Consider the following 21,246-nt stretch of genomic DNA (forward strand, 5'->3'; position numbering starts at 1 on the left):
TTCAATATGAGGTTAAATGGATGAAAAAAACGATTCGCTGGCAGCCAGAACCGGCGCAACTTATTATTTATTGGTCTTTTACATTTATCATCTTGTTCGCTAGTTTGATTATGGCGTTAGAAAATACCAGACCTTATTGGGGAAGCAATTTGGTATTGGGGGCGTTCTTTTTTCTATTTTTGATTGGGTCGAGAAGAGGCGGGCGTTTTACAGCAGAAGGATTGAAAATCTACCGGCTCTTTTTTTGGAAAGACCGCTTTTTTCCTTTTGAAACAATTGAAAAACTTGTATTCAGCAACAAACAGCTGAAGATCTTTGTTGCAGGTGAAACGACACCCCAAGTCTATGTCCCAATCTGGCGAAAGAAAACAAAAGAAAAAATGATTGGTGAACTGCGAGCATCTGCATATGCGGACAAAATCAAATGTCTTTCTGAAAAAACAGATGCTTAAGGGCAAAACAAAAACAGATTGAAAAGGAGGGTCTCCTTCGCAATCTGTTTTTTTATAGTTTTTTTACATGAGCCGCTTGTGTTCCACGATTTCCCTCGATGACGTCGAATTCAACGGATTGGTTTTCTTCCAATGTTTTAAAGCCTTCTTCTTCTATTGCAGTAAAGTGAACGAAGATTTCTTCTGTGTCGTCATAATTGATGAAACCATATCCTTTTTTATTATCGAACCATTTCACTGTTCCTTGCGCCAAAACACTCACGACCTTTCTAAAGTCTGATGATAGCCTTTATTATAAAGAGTATTGTTCCCAACGTCAAATAAATAAAAAACAAGTAAATTCTTCTTTTCTTCATCGGAAAAAAATGTATAATGGATATATCTTAACAAAAAACGAAATAGATCTTAAAAAGTTCGTATAAAGGGGCGTTTTGATGAAAAGCGATCTGCAAATCTCACAAGAAACAAAATTAAAACCGATTATTGATATCGCAGAAAAAATCGGGCTAAAAGAAGAAGACTTAGAGCTTTACGGAAAGTATAAAGCAAAAATCAATTTTTCTGCAATCAAAGAACTTGAAAACCATCCGAGAGGCAAACTGATTTTAGTAACATCGATCAATCCAACACCCGCAGGAGAAGGCAAATCCACTGTAACAGTTGGTTTAGGAGATGCTTTAAATAAATTGTCTAAAAAAGCCAGTATCGCTTTAAGAGAACCTTCGATGGGACCTGTAATGGGGATCAAAGGCGGAGCAGCTGGCGGAGGTTATGCGCAAGTACTGCCGATGGAAGACATCAACTTGCATTTTACAGGTGATATGCACGCTATCACAACGGCAAATAATGCATTATCGGCTTTTTTAGATAACCATATCCATCAAGGAAACGAGCTTGGGATCGACAGCCGCAGAGTGATTTGGAAACGTGTGGTTGACTTGAATGACCGTGAATTGCGCCAAGTGATCGTGGGTCTAGGCGGACCAATCCAAGGTGTACCGCGTGAAGACGGCTTCGATATCACAGTAGCAAGCGAAATTATGGCGATTTTATGTCTGGCTTCTGATATCGATGATTTGAAGCAGCGTTTGGCAAGAATCGTCATAGGATATACGTACGATAGAGAACCTGTGACAGCAGGAGATCTGAAAGTCGAAGGTGCCTTGGCAATGTTGTTGAAAGATGCACTTAAGCCAAACTTGGTCCAAACGATCTTCGAAACACCAGCGTTTATCCACGGCGGTCCTTTTGCAAATATCGCTCATGGCTGCAACAGTATCTTAGCGACGAAAACAGCACTGAAATTAAGTGAATATGTCGTCACGGAAGCAGGATTTGGCGCTGACTTAGGCGGAGAAAAATTCTTAGACATCAAAGTGCCTAATTTGGAACAAGCACCCGATGCTATCGTCATCGTTGCGACGATCCGTGCATTAAAAATGCACGGCGGTTTAGACAAGACACAACTAGATACTGAAAATGTCAAAGCGTTGGAAGACGGCTTTGTGAACTTGAAAAAACACATTGAAAATATGCAAAGATATCAAATTCCTGTAGCTGTGGCAATCAATGAATTCGTGACGGACACAGAAAATGAAATGATGCTTCTTGAAGAGCTTTGTGATGCTTTAGGTGTTCCTGCAAGAAGAACAAGTGTCTGGCAAAATGGACCAGAAGGCGGGATTGATCTGGCAAAAGCAGTGATCGACTTGGTAGACAACCAAACAGCTGATTATCAGCCGCTTTATTCATCGGAACAAACAATCAAAGAAAAAGCTGCAGCAATCGTTCAAACGATCTATGGGGGAAAAGAAGTGATTTTCAGCAAAAAAGCAGAGACACAAATCCGCCAATTCGAGAAATACGGCTGGGACAAATTGCCGATTTGTATGGCGAAAACCCAATATTCATTTTCAGATGATCCTTCATTATTAGGCGCTCCAAGCGGTTTTTCTGTAACGATTCGTGAGTTTGTGCCAAAACTTGGTGCTGGCTTCCTTGTTGCACTGACAGGTGATGTGATGACAATGCCTGGTTTGCCGAAAAAACCGGCTGCATTGAACATGGATGTAACAAATGATGGAGAAGTATCCGGTTTGTTCTAAAAAATAACTGCTCTTTCTATAATCTCGGCAAGAAGACATGCGCAGCTGTCTTTTTGCCGGGATTTTTTTGTTCTTCATCTGGAAAAATTATTGATTTAAAAAAATACTGTTTAATTTGTATATACATGTTATACTGAATTGGAAAGCGTTTTCTGATGTGTTTTAAATAATAATGAACTGGAGTGTCTAACATGGAGAAAAACCCGTATAACATCAAGCTAGTAGCAGTAGATATGGATGGCACATTTGCACGAACGGATTACACGTATGACCGTCCAAGATTTAAGGTAGCTTTATCTCGAATGAATGAGGCAGGCTGTCGATTTGTTGTAGCTAGTGGGAATCAATATTATCAACTGCGTTCGCTTTTCCCTGGCTATCATCATGAATTGAGTTTTGTGGCAGAGAATGGGGCCTTGGTAAAAGACAAAGAAGACGTTCTTTTTTCAGCAGATATTTCTCAAGAGGCAATCACAGCAACGCTTGAGCTTCTGAAAGAACATCCTGAAGTGAAAAATGTCATGTGCGGATTAGAAAGTGCCTATTGCGAACGAGGAACGGTAAGCGATGCGTTTTTCGAATTGACGAACAAATATTATCATAAATTGAAATGGGTTGATGATTTTTCGCAGGTAGAAGATAAGATTTTAAAGTTTGCGCCAACTGTTCCAGTAGAAAAAACAGAAATGTATTGCGATTTATTTCGTGAAAAACTAAATGGTTTCCTTGTACCAACAGGAAGCGGTCATGGTTCAGTCGATTTGATCGTTCCAAATTGTCATAAAGCATCTGGATTAGAACGATTAGTCCAGCGTTGGGGAATCACGCCTGAACAGTGTGTGTCTTTTGGTGACGGCGGAAATGACCTTGAGATGTTAGCTTATTGCGGCAGAGGTTATGCAATGGAGAATGCGCCAGATAATGTAAAAGAAGCAGCAGATTAAGTTTGTCCATCAAATGATGAAGATGGCGTACTAGTTACGCTGGATCAGCTGTTTCCAATAAATTGACAAAAAATCAATAGAAACAAAAGAAAGCAGGGAAGCAAGGATGAATATGGATTATATCATCGATTTTCATATAGAGGCAGATCGTCAAAGTCCGGGGAGTAATCAAGAGACATTGAACGCATTAAAAAGCGTCCCTAATTGGCGTGAAAAGAAAAGTATACTTGATGTTGGCAGCGGAACGGGTGCTCAAACGCTGGTATTGGCTGAAAATACTGCAGCAAAAGTTACAGCAGTTGATTTGCTGCAGCCATTTTTAGATAAGCTGCTCTCTCGGGCTGCGGATGCAGGAGTAGGAGAACGTGTATCAGTACGTAATTTGTCAATGGATGCCTTGGATTTTCCGCCTGAAAGTTTTGATCTTATTTGGTCAGAAGGAAGTATCTATACGATTGGTTTTGAAAAAGGGCTGAAGTATTGGAAACATTTTTTATCAGAAGAGGGGCATTTAGTTGTTTCAGATCTTTGTTGGCTGACAGAGGCGCGCCCAAAAGAGATCGAACATTATTGGAAGGAAAATTATCCTGACATAACAACGATCAACCAGCGTTTGGAAACCAGCGAATTAGGCGGTTATAAGGTTTTAGATCATTTCATCATGTCCGAATCTTCTTGGAAAGAGAACTACTATGATGAGATTCGAAAACGCTCACTTTTATTTGCACAAAAATACCCAGATAATCTCGAAGTCCAGGAAATGTTGAAAATGGGCATTGCTGAAGCAGATACTTACGACACGTACGGTTCGTACTATAGTTATGTTTTCTTTATCCTTGAACCAATCCATTGATGGAAACGTCTTTCTGAAACCAGTGAATACCATATGATATGATCCCAGCAAGAAGTCTGCTTTTGCGGCCTGTCTTTTTGTCGGGATTTTTTCAGCTGCTTTGGTTAGAATCTCTTTTTATTGGTTGTGTTTTATTCTATACTAAAGGATAATAGGAGGGGCAAATATGAAGATTCGATTTACGAGACAAACGGGTTTTTATGGGATGGGAAGTCCGATTCAACTGCTGATCAATGGCAAACCAGCTTTTTGGTTGAATAATGACCAGTCGAAAGAAGTTGAGGTAGAGGCGCATTTTACCGTCCAAGCAAAATTTTATCTTTTAAAAAGTCCGGTTTATCACATAGAAGAACCAAAAACAGCGTATCTAATAACGATGAACCCAAAAGTGCTCCGAATCTATCTGCTGTTTTTTCTGATGTTTTTGCCTATATTTATAAGAAATATTGTGATAAGTTTGCTTTTGCTGATCCTTTTTTTCTTTTTTCTGTTTCGCGGACTCAAACAAGCTTATTTGATCAAGGAGGACCCCAATGAAAAATTCTGAGATTTTTTTAAGCAGCTTCAATCGTATCGAAAAATGGATGCGGGAAGAAATGGGCAACACCCGCAATATGGGCTTTACAGAACTTGTTCGGCGATTAGCAAGAAAAAAACAGCTGATGGTCGCACAAAATGAAGAAGACTTGCTGCAGATGGCTCAGCTCCGCAATGCAATCGTCCACGAAAGGATCTCAGAAGATTTTGTGATTGCTGAACCAAATGATTGGGCAGTCCAGCGTATCCAGCAAATCGAAACAGACTTGATCCGACCAGAGAAAGTGCTGCCGCGTTTTGCGAAACATGTCACAGGATTTGAGAAAAATATACCATTGCTGACTTTCTTGGATATCGTGGCGGATAAACGCTATTCGCAATTTCCTTTATATGACAAAGGCAGATTTGAAGCGCTGATCACGTTGCGCGCCATTGGTTTTTGGCTGGCGAAAGAAAGCCAAAAAGGAAAAATCAGTTTAGAAAATCGGACAGCAAAAGAATTGATCATCAAGGACGGCAAAGAAACGAATTATCATTTTGTATCGGCAAGTACATATGTATTTGAAGTCGAAAGAATGTTCCATGAGCAAGCAACATTGGAGGCAGTCCTGATCACAGATGACGGCAATCCAAACGGCAACCTGAGAGGAATCATTCGTCCAAGAGATATCTATACTAAATAAAGAAAAGAGATGAAGAGAGTTTGTTGATTTATTTGATAATAAGTGCAGTGATCGTTGGTCTTGACCAATGGGTGAAATGGGAGATCGTTGAACAGTTCGCACTAGGTGAAACAAAAGAAGTCATCCCGAATATCCTGTCGCTGACCCATATTCGAAATACGGGTGCAGCTTGGAGTATTTTAGAAGGCAAGATGTGGTTTTTTATCCCTATCACGATTATTGCAGCAGCAGTCATTTTGTATATGATGTATAAATACCGCAAAGATGGAAGCAAATGGCTGATGGTTGGTCTTAGTTTGATTTTAGCAGGCGCCATCGGGAATTTTATCGACCGAGTACGTTTTGGCCATGTCGTGGATATGTTTCAGACGGACTTTATCAACTTTCCTATTTTCAATGTCGCTGATACTTCTTTGGTGATCGGTGTCATTTGTGCCATGATTTATATTATTTTAGATGAAAAGGAATCAAAGAAAAAATGAATGAATTAACTACAGTGATCCAAGAAGAAACAGGACGGATCGACAAAGTCTTGACGGAGATTTTTTCTGAACACAGCCGCTCTCAAATCCAGCAATGGATCAAAGAAGAAGCCGTTTTTGTTAATGGAAATGTTGTGAAATCAAACTATAAAGTCAAAAAGGGCGACCAAATAAGAATCGAGATCCCTGAAGCAGAAACGCTAGACGTAGTTGCAGAAGATCTGCCATTAGAAATCGTCTATGAAGATCAAGATGTCGCTGTTATCAACAAGCCCCAAGGTATGGTCGTTCATCCTTCTGCTGGGCATGCCCACGGTACACTTGTCAATGCATTGATGTACCATATCAAAGATCTTTCTACGATCAATGGGGTGATTCGACCAGGAATCGTTCATCGTATCGATAAAGACACATCAGGACTTTTGATGGTTGCGAAAAATGATCATGCCCATGAAGCATTAGCCAAACAGTTGAAAGACAAAACTTCTTTAAGACGATATGTTGCATTAGTCCATGGCGAGATTTCACACGAAAAAGGTGAGATCAATGCACCAATCGGCCGTTCAAAAGTCAATCGTAAAATGCAGTCTGTCAGAGAAGATGGGAAACCCGCCGTGACACATTTTACTGTTTTAGAACGATTTGAAGGCTTTACATTGGTGGAATTACAGCTGGAAACAGGAAGAACCCATCAAATCAGAGTCCATATGCAGTATATTGGTTATCCGCTGGCGTGCGATCCTGTCTACGGTCCAAAGAAAACATTGAAGGGGCATGGACAATTCCTGCATGCAAAAATGTTAGGTTTTACCCATCCAACCACGCAACAGCAAATGGTCTTTGAAGCACCGCTGCCAGAGATCTTCGAAAAAACTTTGGATAAATTGCGAAAAAGTCATTGATTTTTAAAACAGAGAGCGGTATAGTTATATCAATGAAAACTTAATATGTTCCTTTAAGTTTAGTCCCGTGAGGCTAAGAAGGTCGCGAGTAAGTAGTTGTATGGTGCGCTGTACAAAGATTTACTCTTCAGAAGCATAGCTGTAAGCATAAGTATAAGCACAGCTATATCCAATTACTGAATCCAACCTCTTGTCCTCGATAGGGCAAGAGGTTTTTTTGTGTAGAAAATGGAGGGAAAACAATGAGTACAAAAGAAGTGGTGGATCAAATGACAATGAAACGAGCATTGACACGTATCACCTATGAAATCATCGAAAGAAACCATGGAATCAAAGATATCGTTTTAGTAGGGATCAAACGCAGAGGGATCTATATCGCTGCTCGAATCGCTGAACGTTTGAAACAATTAGAAGATGTTGAAGTACCGGTTGGCGAGTTAGACATCACACTTTACCGAGACGACATGAAAAAAAATAATGAAGAACCAGAGCTTCACTCTTCTGATATTCCAACAGATTTAGAAGGAAAAGAAGTTATTTTGATCGACGACGTTCTCTTCACGGGACGAACGATCCGCGCCGCAATGGACGCAGTGATGGACTTTGGCCGACCAAGAAAAATCTCGCTGGCTGTACTCGTCGACAGAGGACACAGAGAACTGCCGATCCGTGCTGATTATGTCGGAAAGAACATTCCTACAGCGAAAGCAGAAGAAATCATCGTAGAAGTCGAAGAATTAGACGGACAAGATCGTATTTTGATCAAAAATGAAGGATAGAGGAAGAGAAGATATGTCAGAGAAAAAATTTCGCAATAACGATGTCGTATTAGACATTCATGACCGCCCGTCTGTAGGGCAATGGATTGGATTAAGCATCCAGCATTTGTTTACCATGTTTGGTGCAACAGTTCTTGTACCGATCTTAGTAGGAATCAACCCAGGAATCGCATTAGTCAGTTCAGGATTAGGAACATTAGTTTACCTGATGACGACAAAAGGAAAAATCCCTGCTTATCTGGGAAGCAGTTTTGCTTTCATCGCAGCCATGCAGCTTTTGATGAAAACAGACGGTTACCCGGCAATCGCGCAAGGAGCCATGACAACAGGACTTGTCTACTTGATCGTTGCCTTGATAATCAAAAAAATCGGATCTGCTTGGCTCGATAAAATCTTGCCGCCAATCGTTGTTGGACCAGTTATCATGGTTATCGGATTGGGCTTAGCAGCAAACGCCGCTTCAAACGCAATGTATAACAATAATGTTTATGATTTCAAATATATCGCAGTTGCACTTATTACGTTAGGATTAACGATTTTCTTCAACATGTGGCTTAAAGGATTTTTAGGACTGCTTCCGATTTTGCTGGGAATCATCTGCGGGTACATTGTCGCATTACTGTTCGGCATTGTCGACACACAGCCGATTGCTGACGCCGCTTGGTTTGCAGTACCAAATTTCGAAGTACCTTTCATCCAATATCAGCCAAAACTTTACATCGGAGCAATCGCAACGATGGCACCGATCGCATTCGTAACAATGACAGAACACATCGGCCATCTAATGGTCTTGAACAAATTGACAAAACGCAACTTTTTCGAAGATCCTGGTTTGCATAAAACATTGACAGGTGACGGACTGGCTCAAATCGTTGCTGGTTTTGTCGGCGGCCCTCCAGTAACAAGTTATGGAGAAAACATTGGTGTTTTGGCTATCACGAGAGTCCACAGCGTCTTCGTTATCGGCGGTGCAGCAGTTTTCGCAGTCGTCCTAGGCTTTGTCGGTAAATTGAGCGCATTGATCTTAAGTATCCCTGGACCAGTTATCTCAGGTATCAGCTTTATCTTGTTCGGTGTGATTGCAGCAAGCGGGATGAAGATCTTGATCGAGAACAAAGTCGACTTCGACAAAAAGAAAAATCTGCTGATTGCTTCAGTGATCTTAGTCATCGGTATCGGCGGACTTGTATTTGAAGTAGGAACATTCACATTATCAGCAATGGCATTAGCCACAGTTTTAGGAATCATTTTGAATCTCATCTTACCAGAAACTTCAAGAAGCGAAGAAAACTAGGAGGAACCGAATTATGATCATCCAATCAGAACGCATTAGTTTAAAACACTTATTAACAGTTGAAGCATTGACGGACCAAGAAGTAATGGGGCTGATCCGCCGCGGACAAGAATTCAAAAACGGTGCAAAATGGACGCCGCAAAAAAGCCAATACTTCGCAACAAACTTGTTCTTTGAAAACAGTACACGAACACATAAAAGTTTCGATGTTGCTGAGAAAAAATTAGGCTTAGACGTTATTGAGTTTGAAGCAAGCACAAGTTCTGTCCAAAAAGGCGAAACGTTATATGACACAGTGTTGACGATGTCCGCTTTAGGGGTTGATGTGGCAGTGATCCGTCATGGAGACGAAAATTATTATGACGAATTGATCCAAAGCAAAACGATCCAATGCTCTATCATCAACGGCGGAGACGGAAGCGGCCAGCATCCAACGCAATGTTTGCTGGATCTGATGACGATCTATGAAGAATTCGGTTATTTTGAAGGCTTGAAAGTAGCCATCGTTGGAGATATCACACACTCCCGCGTAGCAAAATCAAATATGCAGATGCTGAAACGTTTAGGCGCTAAAGTATTCTTTTCTGGTCCAAGCGAATGGTATGACAAAGAATTTGAAGTTTATGGACACTATCAACCGCTTGATGAATTAGTGGATCAAGTGGATGTAATGATGATGCTTCGTGTACAGCACGAAAGACATGACGGAAAAGAAAGTTTTTCAAAAGAAAGCTATCACCAAGAACACGGATTGACGGTCGAACGTGCGAAAAAATTACAAAAACATGCCATCATCATGCACCCAGCACCAGTCAACAGAGATGTTGAATTAGCAGATTCGCTGGTTGAAAGTCTTCAATCACGTATCGTACAGCAAATGACAAACGGCGTATATGTAAGAATGGCTATTTTAGAAGCCGTATTAAGCGGAAAAGCGTAGGAGGGAACAGCAATGAAAACACTCATTAAAAACGGTCGTATAGTAACAAAAGGAAACGAAACAACACAAGCGGAGATTTGGATCGAAAACGGGAAAATCAAAGCAATCGGAACAGGATTTACATCAGCTGATTTTGATGAAGTGTTTGATGCAAAAGGACAACTGATTACACCAGGACTTGTAGATGTCCATGTCCATCTGCGCGAACCAGGCTTCACCTACAAAGAAACGATCAAAGATGGAACGAATGCAGCAGCACACGGAGGATTCACTACTGTGTGTGCCATGCCAAACTTAGACCCAGTTCCTGATACACCAGAAAAACTGCGTCAAGTTTATGACATTATCGAAAAAGATGCGGTAGTAAAAGTACTGCAATATGCACCAATCACCGAAAAATTACGCAGTGAAGTATTAGTGGATCAAGAAGGATTGATCGAAGCTGGCGCATTTGCTTTCACAAATGACGGTGTCGGCGTCCAAACAGCAGGAACAATGTATCTGGCAATGAAAGAAGCAGCAAAAAACAACAAAGCACTCGTTGCTCATACAGAAGACGAATCACTGCTTTTCGGCGGAGTGATGCACGCAGGGGAGCAAGCAGAAAAATTAGGCTTGCCTGGTATCTTAAGTGCGACAGAATCTTCCCAAATTGCTAGAGACTTGATCTTAGCCGAAGAAACTGGAGTCCATTACCATGTTTGTCATGTTTCAACAAAAGAAAGTGTCCGAGTGATCAGAGAAGCGAAAAAAGCAGGTGTTCATGTTACTGCAGAAGTTTCACCGCACCATTTGATTCTAGCAGACACAGATATTCCTGAAGACTTCGGTTTTTGGAAAATGAACCCGCCATTAAGAGGAGAAGATGATCGAGCAGCGTTGATCGAAGGCTTGTTAGACGGAACGATCGACTGCATCGCCACAGACCATGCCCCTCATGGATTAGAAGAAAAAAGCCAAAGTTTCTTAAAAGCACCATTTGGGATCGTCGGCAGCGAAACAGCCTTCCAACTTGTTTACACACACTTTGTTGAAAAAGGGATCTTTACTTTAGAACAAGTGATTCAATGGCTTGCAGTAAAACCAGCGGAAATCTTCCAATTAAATGCTGGAACATTAACGATCGGAGCACCAGCAGATATTGCTGTGTTCGATGTGGAAAACAGTTATGAAATAGACAAAAAAGATTTCTTGTCAAAAGGCGAAAACACACCATTTGTCGGCTGGAAAGTCAAAGGAGAAACACTGCTTACTTTTGTCGATGGCAAAGTTGTCTGGCAGAAGGAGGAAGAGAAATAAGATGGATCGACTGCTGATTTTAGAAGATGGCACTGTTTTTGAAGGAAAAGCGTTTGGCGCAGAAATCAATGTTTTCGGAGAATTGGTTTTTACAACAAGTATGACTGGCTATCAAGAAACCATTACAGACCAAAGTTTTAACGGACAAATCATCACCTTTACTTATCCAATGGTTGGAAACTACGGCGTCAATCGTGACGATTATGAATCGATTACGCCGACCTGCAAAGGTGTCGTCGTCAGAGAACATGCACGAGTGGCCTCAAACTGGCGGAACCAAATGACATTAGATACATTTTTGAAACAAAAAGGGATTCCTGGTATTTCAGGGATCGACACACGAGCATTAACCAGAAAAATCCGTGAATTCGGAACAATGAAAGCAAGTATCGTCGACGCTGGCGACAGTTTTGAACATGCGTATGATCAATTGAAAGCAACAGTGCTGGCAACAAATCAGGTACAGCAAGTTTCGACAAACAAACCATATCCAAGTCCAGGAACAGGAAGAAATGTAGCAGTGATCGACTTTGGATTGAAACATAGTATTTTGCGGGAACTGTCAAAACGGAATTGCAATCTAACCGTTTTGCCTTACGATACAGATGCTGAAACGATCCTTGCATTATCACCAGATGGCGTCATGTTGACGAATGGACCTGGCGATCCGAAAGATGTGCCGGAAGCAATCGAAATGATCAAAAAAATCCAAGGAAAAGTGCCAATCTTTGGTATTTGTTTGGGACATCAGCTGTTTGCTCTTGCGAACGATGCAAATACGTACAAAATGAAATTCGGACATCGAGGATTGAATCATCCAGTCAGAGAAATCGCTACTGGAAGAATCGATTTTACTTCCCAAAACCACGGCTATGCAGTGGATGAGGACAGTATCGATCCTGAAAAATTATTCGTGACACATAAGGAGGTCAATGACGGCACAGTTGAAGGTATCCGTCATCGCGACTATCCTGCTTTTAGTGTGCAATTCCATCCGGACGCAGCACCTGGTCCGCACGATGCACTGCACTTATTTGATGAATTTATGGAAATGATGGATGCATGGAAGGAGCAGCAGTAAATGCCAAAACGCACAGATATCAAAAAAATCATGGTGATCGGTTCTGGACCGATCATTATCGGGCAAGCAGCCGAATTCGATTACGCAGGTACACAAGCATGCCTTGCTTTGAAAGAAGAAGGCTATGAGGTCGTGCTTGTCAACTCGAATCCAGCAACGATCATGACTGACAAAGAAATTGCAGATAAAGTTTATATCGAACCAATCACACTGGAATTCGTCTCACGTATTTTGCGCAAAGAACGTCCAGATGCACTGCTTCCAACATTAGGCGGACAAACAGGATTGAATATGGCAATGGAATTAGCTGATTCTGGCATCTTAGACGAACTTGGTATCGAGCTCCTTGGAACAAAACTATCAGCAATCGACCAAGCAGAAGACCGCGACTTATTCAAAAAATTGATGGAAGAATTAGACCAGCCGATTCCAGAATCAGAAATCGTAACAACGGTTGAAGAAGCGGTGGCATTTGCGAATACGATCGGCTACCCAGTCATCGTTCGTCCAGCCTTCACATTAGGCGGAACCGGCGGCGGTATGTGCGACACTGAAGAAGAATTGCGAGCAATCGCTGAGAATGGTCTGAGTTTATCTCCAGTTACGCAATGTCTGATTGAAAGAAGTATTGCTGGCTTCAAAGAAATCGAATATGAAGTGATGCGGGATTCCGCAGATAACGCAATCGTTGTCTGCAACATGGAAAACTTTGACCCAGTCGGCATCCATACTGGTGATTCCATCGTCTTTGCCCCAAGCCAAACATTAGCGGACCATGAATATCAAACATTAAGAGATGCGTCATTATCGATCATCCGTGCATTGAAAATCGAGGGCGGCTGCAACGTTCAATTAGCTCTTGATCCCCACAGTTTCAACTATTATGTAATCGAAGTAAATCCTCGTGTTTCCCGTTCCTCTGCTTTAGCAAGTAAAGCAACAGGTTATCCAATTGCTAAACTAGCGGCCAAAATCGCACTTGGACTAACACTGGATGAAATGAAAAATCCCGTGACTGGAACGACTTACGCTGAATTTGAGCCGGCATTAGACTATGTCGTTGCAAAAATCCCGCGCTGGCCCTTTGATAAATTTGAAGATGGCGAACGCTTGCTAGGTACGCAAATGAAAGCAACCGGTGAAGTCATGGCGATTGGTCGAACAATCGAAGAATCGCTTTTGAAAGCAGTTCGTTCATTAGAAATCGGTACCCATCATTTAGAAATCCAAGAACTGACAACCGTTGACGATGAAGAATTGATGAACAAAGTTGTCCATGCCCAAGATGACCGTTTATTCTATCTCGCAGAAGCAATCCGAAGAGGCTACACGATCCAAGAATTAGCAGAACGAACAAAAATCGACTTGTTTTTCTTAGATAAATTACTTCATATCATCGAATTAGAAGAAGCATTGAAAAAAGAACCTGGAAATCTTCGTTTGCTGAAAGAAGCCAAACAAAATGGTTTTACGGATAAGAAAATCGCCCAGTTATGGCAAATGTCACAAAACGAACTAAGAACTTTGCGCAAAGAAAACAATATCGTTCCTGTCTACAAAATGGTTGATACCTGTGCCGCAGAGTTCGAATCAAACACACCTTACTTCTATAGTTCTTATGAATGGGAAAATGAAAGTCAGCCTTCAGAAAAACCTTCCGTTCTGGTTTTAGGCTCTGGTCCGATCCGCATCGGTCAAGGGGTGGAATTTGATTATGCAACGGTCCATTCGGTAAAAGCAATCCAGCAAGCCGGCTATGAAGCCATTATCATGAACAGCAATCCGGAAACAGTCTCAACAGACTTTTCAATCTCGGATAAATTGTACTTTGAACCGCTGACATTAGAAGATGTGCTGAATGTCGTAGAGCTGGAAAAACCAATTGGCGTCATCGTGCAATTTGGTGGACAAACTGCTATCAATCTAGCAGAACCATTAACTAAAGCAGGCGTAAAAATCTTAGGAACAACAATCGAAGACTTGGATCGTGCAGAAAATCGAGATCTTTTCGAGCAAGCATTAAAAGAACTAAACATTCCTCAGCCACTAGGAAGTACAGCAACAAGCAAAGAAGAAGCAGTGGTCATCGCTGAAAAAATCGGTTATCCCGTTCTTGTCAGACCAAGTTATGTATTAGGCGGCCGCGCAATGGAAATCGTCGAAAATCAAAACAATCTGGAAGATTACATGCAACATGCTGTCAAAGCTTCACCAGAACACCCAGTACTGATCGACCGCTATTTAATCGGAAGCGAATGTGAAGTGGATGCGATTTGCGATGGTGAGACAGTATTGATTCCTGGTATCATGGAACATATCGAACGTGCCGGTGTCCATTCTGGCGATTCGATGGCCGTTTATCCGCCGCAAGCTTTGTCAGAAGAAATCAAGACGACGATTGCTGATTACACCCAACGCTTAGCAATTGGGTTGAACTGTATTGGCATGATGAATATCCAATTCGTTATCCATGAAGAAAAAGTTTATGTCATTGAAGTAAACCCAAGAGCCAGCCGGACAGTACCATTTTTGAGTAAAGTTACCGGTATCCCAATGGCGCAAATCGCAACCAAAGCGATCTTGGGCGAAAAATTGAAAGATTTAGGCTATGAATCAGGGCTTTACCCAGAAAGTGAGCAAGTCCATGTCAAAGCGCCCGTCTTTTCTTTCACAAAACTGCAAAAAGTCGATACGTATTTGAGTCCGGAAATGAAATCGACAGGTGAAGTAATGGGCTCTGACCAGAACTTGGAAAAAGCGTTATACAAAGCGTTTGAAGCAGCTGGCTTACGTTTGCCTGAGTATGGAGCGGTACTCTTTACTATCGCAGATGAAACTAAACAAGAAGCGTTAGAGCTGGCAAAACGATTCTCAGAAATCGGCTACAGTTTATTAGGAACAAAAAATACAGCTGAATTCTTCCGTCAAAATGGGTTAGTGGCAGAAACAGTTGCCAAAATCTCTGAAACGACAGACCAAAAAAATGTCGTAGAGTTGATTCGTGAAGGAAAAGCACAAGTAGTTGTAAACACTATCGACAAAGATCGCGGCAGAGCATCAAAAGATGGATTCATCATCCGCCGCGAAGCCGTGGAACATGGCACACCGCTGTTTACCTCTCTAGACACAGCAGAGGCAATCATAAGAGTGATGGAATCACGTGCCTTTTCAACACAAGCGATTTAGGGACAAAGAAATCTGAGTTTGTCCGCTGCGCCGCTGTCTCCAATCTTTTAAGAGAACGAGTCAGCGGCGTTCTTTAAAAAAAACGACGATTGAATCGTTTGCAGCAAATCGAAAGCTGCTTGTCAGCTGCAGCAATGACTAAGGAGGAACCCGTGTGAAACAAGAAGTAATGGAAATCAAACAGCAAATCCAGTTAGCACCGCGGATTTTCGAGATGACGCTCAAAGGGGAATTGGTACAGGAAATGAAAAAGCCTGGACAGTTTATCCATATCCGAGTACCAAGACAAGATTTGCTTTTGCGCAGACCAATCAGCTTGAATCATATTGATCACCAAGCAGGAACGTGCCGGATCATCTACCGAGTAGAAGGAGACGGGACAAAAATGTTCGCCTCTTTAAAAGCTGGAGACACATTGGATGTATTAGGTCCGTTGGGAAATGGCTTTGATCTTACTGGCTTGAAAGCAGGGGATGAAGTATTTGTCGTCGGCGGAGGAATCGGTATCCCGCCTCTTTATGAATTGTCAAAGCAGCTGAATAAAAAAGGAATCAAAGTGATCCATTTTCTAGGATTTGCGACACAAGAAGTCATGTATTACACAGAAAAATTCCAAGAACTGGGCGAAACACGTATTGCAACAGATGATGGTACATACGGTGTCTATGGAAATGTTGGGAATCTTCTTTTAGGAACAGAAGAAAAACCGAAAGCCGTTTTTGCCTGCGGAGCCAATGGAATGCTGCGGATGGTAGAACAGCTTTATCCAGAACACGCGAACGTCCAATTATCCCTAGAATCAAGAATGGCTTGCGGAATTGGTGCTTGTTATGCGTGTGTTTGCCACAAAGCAGACGATGAAACAGGAACAAAAAGTGTGAAAGTTTGTGATGAAGGACCGATTTTCAAAGCAGGAGAGGTGGTTTTATGAGTAATCCATTAAGAGTCCAGTTACCAGGGTTAGATTTGAAAAATCCAATCATGCCGGCAAGCGGCTGCTTCGGTTTTGGAAAAGAATATGGCGCCTATTACGATTTGAACAAATTAGGTTCGATCATGGTCAAAGCAACGACGCCCAAAGCTCGGTTCGGTAATCCGACTCCTCGCGTTGCTGAAACACCTTCTGGCATGCTAAATGCCATCGGTCTGCAAAACCCAGGATTAGACGTTGTCATGGGCGAATTGCTGCCTGAATTAGAGCAATACCCAGACCTGCCGATCATTGCAAATGTGGCCGGCGCTTGCGAAGAAGACTACGTAGAAGTTTGCGGGAAAATCGGTTCGGCACCAAATGTCAAAGCTATCGAGTTAAATATTTCTTGTCCAAATGTCAAGCACGGCGGTATTGCTTTTGGTACCGATCCTGATGTTGCTTATCAACTGACAAAAGCGGTCAAAGAAGTCTCAGAAGTACCGGTCTATGTAAAATTATCCCCCAATGTCACCGATATCGTTCCGATTGCCAAAGCCATTGAAGCAGGCGGAGCAGATGGATTTACGATGATCAATACATTATTGGGCATGCGGATCGACTTGAAAACCCGGCGTCCGATTTTAGCAAACCAAACAGGCGGTCTTTCTGGTCCAGCAATCAAACCAGTAGCGATTCGATTGATCCATCAAGTGGCTTCGGTCTCAAATCTGCCAATCATTGGAATGGGCGGTGTCCAGACCGTTGATGATGTATTGGAGATGTTTATGGCAGGAGCAAGTGCTGTGGCGGTAGGGACAGCGAATTTTACAGATCCATATATTTGTCCCAAACTGATTGACGAGCTGCCGGTACGTATGAAAGAATTAAATATCAGCTCTTTGGAACAATTGATCAAAGAGGTAAGAGAGGAACGGATAAAATGAATGAACGCCCGATTATTGCCTTAGACTTTTCTAGTCGGCAGGAAGTAGAAGAATTTTTACAGCTTTTCCCAGAAGAAAAATTATTTGTCAAAATTGGTATGGAATTATTTTATCAAGAAGGCCCATCGATCGTCCATTGGCTGAAAGAATCTGGTCATGACGTGTTTTTAGATTTGAAACTACACGATATCCCCAATACAGTTGAAAAAGCCATGCGTGGTTTGGCACGATTAGGTGTAGACTTGACTTGTGTCCATGCAGCGGGCGGTGTACGTATGATGAAAGCAGCAATCAGAGGGCTGGAAGAAGGCACCCCAGAAGGCAAAAAGCGTCCACGTTTATTAGCCATTACTCAACTTACTTCAACAAGTGAAGAAGAGATGCACCGAGATCAATTGATTGAAGTGCCACTAGATGAAAGTGTTATCCACTATGCCAGCTGTGCCAAAGAAGCTGGGCTAGACGGCGTCGTTTCCTCCGCATGGGAAGTAGCAGCAATCAAAGAAAAAGCAGGCGAAGGATTTGTATGCTTAACACCAGGTATTCGTCCAGAAGGTACTGCAGCAGGAGACCAGACAAGAGTCGTGACACCAAAACGGGCACGAGAAATCGGTTCGGGTTTTATCGTTGTTGGACGCCCAATCACACAAGCAGAAGATCCTTACCAAGCGTATCAAACAATCAAAGCAGAATGGAGCGGGAAATAGTATGACACTTGAACAAAACATTGCAAAAGACTTATTAGAAATCAAAGCGGTATTTTTGAGTCCAAATGATCCGTTTACATGGGCAAGCGGCATCAAAAGTCCGATTTATTGTGATAACCGAATCACAATGAGCTATCCGAACGTACGCAGAGAAATCGCAAAAGGTCTCGCTGAAAAAATCAAAGGAGCATACCCAGAAGTCGAAGTAATCGCCGGAACAGCAACGGCTGGGATCCCCCATGCTGCTTGGGTCGCTGAAATCTTAGACTTGCCAATGGTTTATATCCGCAGCAAAGCCAAAGACCACGGCAAAGGAAACCAAATCGAAGGAAGAATCACTGAGGGGCAAAAAATGGTCGTGATCGAAGATTTGATCTCAACAGGCGGCAGCGTTTTGGAAGCAGCAGAAGCGGCAAAAAGAGAAGGTGCAGATGTTTTAGGTGTAGCAGCTATCTTTACCTATGAACTGCCAAAAGGAAAACAAAATTTTGAACAAGCACAACTGCCTTTGCTGACATTGACCAACTATTCAACATTGATCGAAACAGCTTTGGAAGCAGAATATATCGATGAAAAAGAGCTGGATTTGCTGAAAGAATGGAAAAAAGACCCAGAAAACTGGTCTGCCAGCTAAAAATACCAATGATTGGAAGAGGGGCTGGCGGTTTTAAGCCGCAGCCTCTTTTTTCAGTTTTTATGCAGCTTTTTTTCTGTATTTTTTATTTTGGGGTAAAATAATTGCACTTTATGAATATTCAATGCTATGATTACTAGAAAAATATCTTGGAGGCGAAATGGAATGGGATTGAATGAGTACATTCTTGGATTAAACAATTTGGAAAAAATCACACGAGCACCTGGCTTCTTTAAATTCACAGAACATACAGTGGCTGCTCATTCCTATCGTGTTGCATCTATTGCACAAGTATTAGGGGATATCGAAGAACTAAATGGGCAGACGATCGATTGGAAAGTCCTTTACGAAAAAGCGTTGAACCATGATTATACAGAGCGTTTTATCGGGGATATCAAAACACCTGTCAAATATGCCAGCAAAGAACTGCGCGGCATGCTGCAGACAGTGGAAGAAAAAATGACAGATGAATTCATCCATCAAGAAATCCCTGCTGAATTTCAAGAAGTATATCGTCGGAGACTCTTTGAAGGAAAAGATGATACGGTAGAAGGTGAGCTCTTGGCGATTTCGGACAAAGTCGATTTGCTTTATGAGTCTTTTGAAGAGATAATCAAAAACAATCCAGAAAAAGTCTATCGGGAAATGTTTATTGAAGCAGTTATGACGATCAAGAGTTTTGAACATCGTCCTTCTGTCCAATATTTCTTTGACAATATTTTCCCGGAATTGCTGAATCAGGAATTTTATGGAAAAACGGACTTTTTAGATATCATTGAAGAAATCATCAAAGAACACACAAAATAAAATCATGGTTTAAAAAATCAGAGATAAAATTGGAAAACAGAGTTGAAAAAGACGAAAATAGCGATCGTCCAGCTGCTTTATTGGGAGGAAATTAGTTGTGAAGAAGAACATGGATGTAAAATGGGGATACACAGGAGAAACAGGACCGGAACATTGGGCAGACTTATGCGATTGGTTCAAAAAAGGAGCTGAATTTCCGCTGCAGTCGCCAATCCCACTGACCACTGCGACTGCTGATTCTCCGCTGACAGAGGGAAAAGAAGCACCAATTACTTTCCATTATCAGCGCCAGCGTTTTACAGACAAGGAATTTAAAAATACGATCCATTTAGTGCCTTATGATCAATTGAGCTATCTTGTTTATCAAGGCGAGCGGTTTTATTTGAATGATATCCATTTCCACATGCCGTCTGAACATATCATCGACGGCGAACATGAAGATATCGAATTCCACTTCGTTCACATGAGCAAAAAAGGGGAGAACTTGGTTGTTGGTGTCCTGGCGCATTTTGAACAAGGCGGCTGGTGTTTTGACCGGAAAAACAATGAGAACTGGAACTTAGCTTCTCATGAACACTGGTTTGATCCAATTATTTTCTTGCCAGAAGTCAAAAGCCATTTCCATTATGTCGGTTCACTGACGACACCACCAACAAGCGGCCCTATCCAATGGTTTGTGATGGATCGTATCGGGAAAGTTGACGCACGTTTCTTAGAACCTTTCAAAGGACAATATGCGCAGCCAAATAATCGTCCGCTGCAGCCATTGAAAGAACGTTCGATCGAGCATTTTAAAGGAGTCGATGAATGAATATCCAACAAATGAAATATGTGGTAGCTGTGGCAAATAACGGCAGTTTTCGCGAAGCAGCCAAAAAATTATTTATCACTCAGCCCAGCTTATCAAACGGGATCAAAGAACTGGAAGCAGAATTAGGGATCATATTATTTAAACGAACGAACAGAGGCGCCTATTTGACAGAAGCAGGTCAAGAATTTTTACAGCGTGCTGAAAAGATTTTGATACAGCTTGACGCTCTTGAAACTCATTATCACACGCAGGAAAAAAGAGAGATTTTTTCGATTGCTTCGCAGCATTATGATTTTTTAGGACCATTGACCGCCAAGCTGATGGTCGAGTTCCAAAAAGAATTCAAACAGTTCCGAATTAATGAAACCACGACAGCGAAAGTGATCGAAGAGGTCAGAGAACAATACAGCGAAATCGGCATCTTGTATTTTAATGAAAGAAATCAAGCAGGGATCACACGTTATTTGCAGCAAGGAGACTTGACGTCAAAAGTGATTGGCAAGTTTAAAACACATATTTTTTTGCGGCAAGGACATCCATTAGCAGATAAAGACGAAATCACCAAAGAAGAACTTTCGGCTTTTCCGCAAGTCCGATTTACGCAAGATGGCAGTAATTTTCCTTATTTTTACGAAGATCTGATTGAGATACCTGAACAAGAGTCGGTCATTTACACGAGTGATCGCGGAACGCTGATGAATGTGGTTATTGAGACCGATGCATATGCTTCTGGATCAGGTATCGTCATTGGCGGCATCAGAGATCATCTGAAGCTGATTCCTTTAGCCGGCAGCGAAGAAAACAAATTATGTGTTATCTGTTCACAAAAACAACCATTAAGTCCAATTGCAAAGGCATTTATCAATAAACTGCACTTATTATTCAACAAATAG

The 21,246-nt window shown here is 41.8% G+C and carries 22 protein-coding genes; 21 read left to right on the top strand and 1 reads right to left on the bottom strand.

Annotated features, from left to right (window positions below):
* Window positions 1-20 precede the first annotated feature (20 nt).
* Window positions 21-452 (top strand): EbsA family protein, encoded by a 432-nt coding sequence (locus tag IGI64_RS06005; protein ID WP_016625184.1) that lies wholly within the window; start codon window positions 21-23, stop codon window positions 450-452.
* Between the two features lie 52 nt (window positions 453-504).
* On the opposite strand, the gene IGI64_RS06010 is transcribed toward IGI64_RS06005, so the two are convergent.
* Window positions 505-705, bottom strand: coding sequence for a cold shock domain-containing protein (locus tag IGI64_RS06010; protein ID WP_154213315.1), 201 nt, complete (start codon window positions 703-705; stop codon window positions 505-507).
* Between the two features lie 181 nt (window positions 706-886).
* Between IGI64_RS06010 and IGI64_RS06015 the strand changes: the two genes are divergently transcribed.
* The 20 genes from IGI64_RS06015 to IGI64_RS06110 all read left to right on the top strand — a co-directional run bounded on the left by IGI64_RS06015 (window position 887) and on the right by IGI64_RS06110 (window position 21,246).
* Window positions 887-2,557 carry a formate--tetrahydrofolate ligase gene (locus IGI64_RS06015; RefSeq protein WP_429939856.1) on the top strand — a complete coding sequence of 557 codons (1,671 nt, stop codon included), beginning with the start codon at window positions 887-889 and terminating at the stop codon, window positions 2,555-2,557.
* A gap of 191 nt (window positions 2,558-2,748) precedes the next feature.
* On the top strand, window positions 2,749-3,501 hold the full coding sequence (locus tag IGI64_RS06020; RefSeq protein ID WP_430596481.1) for a Cof-type HAD-IIB family hydrolase: 753 nt from the start codon (window positions 2,749-2,751) through the stop codon (window positions 3,499-3,501).
* A gap of 106 nt (window positions 3,502-3,607) precedes the next feature.
* Complete coding sequence (locus IGI64_RS06025; RefSeq protein WP_429939858.1) at window positions 3,608-4,354, top strand: class I SAM-dependent methyltransferase; 747 nt, start codon at window positions 3,608-3,610, stop codon at window positions 4,352-4,354.
* A 166-nt stretch (window positions 4,355-4,520) separates the two neighbouring features.
* Window positions 4,521-4,901, top strand: a complete 381-nt coding sequence (locus IGI64_RS06030) for a hypothetical protein (RefSeq protein ID WP_429939859.1) — start codon at window positions 4,521-4,523, stop codon at window positions 4,899-4,901.
* Window positions 4,888-5,574, top strand: coding sequence for a CBS domain-containing protein (locus IGI64_RS06035; protein ID WP_429939860.1), 687 nt, complete (start codon window positions 4,888-4,890; stop codon window positions 5,572-5,574). Before IGI64_RS06030 ends, IGI64_RS06035 begins: the two co-directional genes overlap by 14 nt.
* A gap of 20 nt (window positions 5,575-5,594) precedes the next feature.
* On the top strand, window positions 5,595-6,056 hold the full coding sequence (lspA, locus tag IGI64_RS06040) for a signal peptidase II (RefSeq protein ID WP_429939861.1): 462 nt from the start codon (window positions 5,595-5,597) through the stop codon (window positions 6,054-6,056).
* The gene (locus tag IGI64_RS06045; RefSeq protein WP_429939862.1) at window positions 6,053-6,958 is read left to right on the top strand and encodes an RluA family pseudouridine synthase; all 906 of its coding nucleotides are present in this window, start codon (window positions 6,053-6,055) and stop codon (window positions 6,956-6,958) included. The genes lspA and IGI64_RS06045 overlap by 4 nt, the downstream gene beginning before the upstream one ends.
* Window positions 6,959-7,200: 242 nt before the next feature.
* Window positions 7,201-7,737 carry a bifunctional pyr operon transcriptional regulator/uracil phosphoribosyltransferase PyrR gene (gene pyrR, locus IGI64_RS06050; protein ID WP_016625174.1) on the top strand — a complete coding sequence of 179 codons (537 nt, stop codon included), beginning with the start codon at window positions 7,201-7,203 and terminating at the stop codon, window positions 7,735-7,737.
* 13 nt (window positions 7,738-7,750) lie between these two features.
* The gene (locus IGI64_RS06055) at window positions 7,751-9,031 is read left to right on the top strand and encodes a solute carrier family 23 protein (RefSeq protein ID WP_034862911.1); all 1,281 of its coding nucleotides are present in this window, start codon (window positions 7,751-7,753) and stop codon (window positions 9,029-9,031) included.
* A gap of 13 nt (window positions 9,032-9,044) precedes the next feature.
* On the top strand, window positions 9,045-9,971 hold the full coding sequence (locus IGI64_RS06060; RefSeq protein ID WP_016625172.1) for an aspartate carbamoyltransferase catalytic subunit: 927 nt from the start codon (window positions 9,045-9,047) through the stop codon (window positions 9,969-9,971).
* 12 nt (window positions 9,972-9,983) lie between these two features.
* Entirely contained in the window at window positions 9,984-11,270 is a 1,287-nt protein-coding gene (locus tag IGI64_RS06065; protein ID WP_429939863.1) for a dihydroorotase, read from the top strand.
* A gap of 1 nt (window position 11,271) precedes the next feature.
* A complete protein-coding gene (locus IGI64_RS06070) occupies window positions 11,272-12,351 on the top strand; it encodes a carbamoyl phosphate synthase small subunit (protein WP_016625170.1) in 1,080 nt (359 codons plus the stop codon).
* Window positions 12,352-15,537: a carbamoyl-phosphate synthase large subunit gene (gene carB / locus IGI64_RS06075; RefSeq protein ID WP_430596482.1), complete on the top strand. Its 3,186-nt coding sequence runs from the start codon at window positions 12,352-12,354 to the stop codon at window positions 15,535-15,537.
* A gap of 154 nt (window positions 15,538-15,691) precedes the next feature.
* A complete protein-coding gene (locus IGI64_RS06080; RefSeq protein ID WP_429939865.1) occupies window positions 15,692-16,468 on the top strand; it encodes a dihydroorotate dehydrogenase electron transfer subunit in 777 nt (258 codons plus the stop codon).
* Window positions 16,465-17,394 carry a dihydroorotate dehydrogenase gene (locus tag IGI64_RS06085; protein ID WP_429939866.1) on the top strand — a complete coding sequence of 310 codons (930 nt, stop codon included), beginning with the start codon at window positions 16,465-16,467 and terminating at the stop codon, window positions 17,392-17,394. Before IGI64_RS06080 ends, IGI64_RS06085 begins: the two co-directional genes overlap by 4 nt.
* On the top strand, window positions 17,391-18,101 hold the full coding sequence (gene pyrF / locus IGI64_RS06090) for an orotidine-5'-phosphate decarboxylase (RefSeq protein WP_016625166.1): 711 nt from the start codon (window positions 17,391-17,393) through the stop codon (window positions 18,099-18,101). Before IGI64_RS06085 ends, pyrF begins: the two co-directional genes overlap by 4 nt.
* A gap of 1 nt (window position 18,102) precedes the next feature.
* The gene (pyrE, locus tag IGI64_RS06095) at window positions 18,103-18,735 is read left to right on the top strand and encodes an orotate phosphoribosyltransferase (RefSeq protein ID WP_429939867.1); all 633 of its coding nucleotides are present in this window, start codon (window positions 18,103-18,105) and stop codon (window positions 18,733-18,735) included.
* Between the two features lie 165 nt (window positions 18,736-18,900).
* Window positions 18,901-19,542, top strand: coding sequence for a YfbR-like 5'-deoxynucleotidase (locus tag IGI64_RS06100; RefSeq protein WP_034862909.1), 642 nt, complete (start codon window positions 18,901-18,903; stop codon window positions 19,540-19,542).
* Window positions 19,543-19,639: 97 nt separating this feature from the next.
* Window positions 19,640-20,353 carry a carbonic anhydrase family protein gene (locus tag IGI64_RS06105; protein WP_429939868.1) on the top strand — a complete coding sequence of 238 codons (714 nt, stop codon included), beginning with the start codon at window positions 19,640-19,642 and terminating at the stop codon, window positions 20,351-20,353.
* Window positions 20,350-21,246 (top strand): LysR family transcriptional regulator, encoded by an 897-nt coding sequence (locus tag IGI64_RS06110; RefSeq protein ID WP_429939869.1) that lies wholly within the window; start codon window positions 20,350-20,352, stop codon window positions 21,244-21,246. The genes IGI64_RS06105 and IGI64_RS06110 overlap by 4 nt, the downstream gene beginning before the upstream one ends.

This window comes from Enterococcus sp. DIV0210g (assembly GCF_050559705.1).
GTDB lineage: Bacteria > Bacillota > Bacilli > Lactobacillales > Enterococcaceae > Enterococcus_B > Enterococcus_B faecalis_A.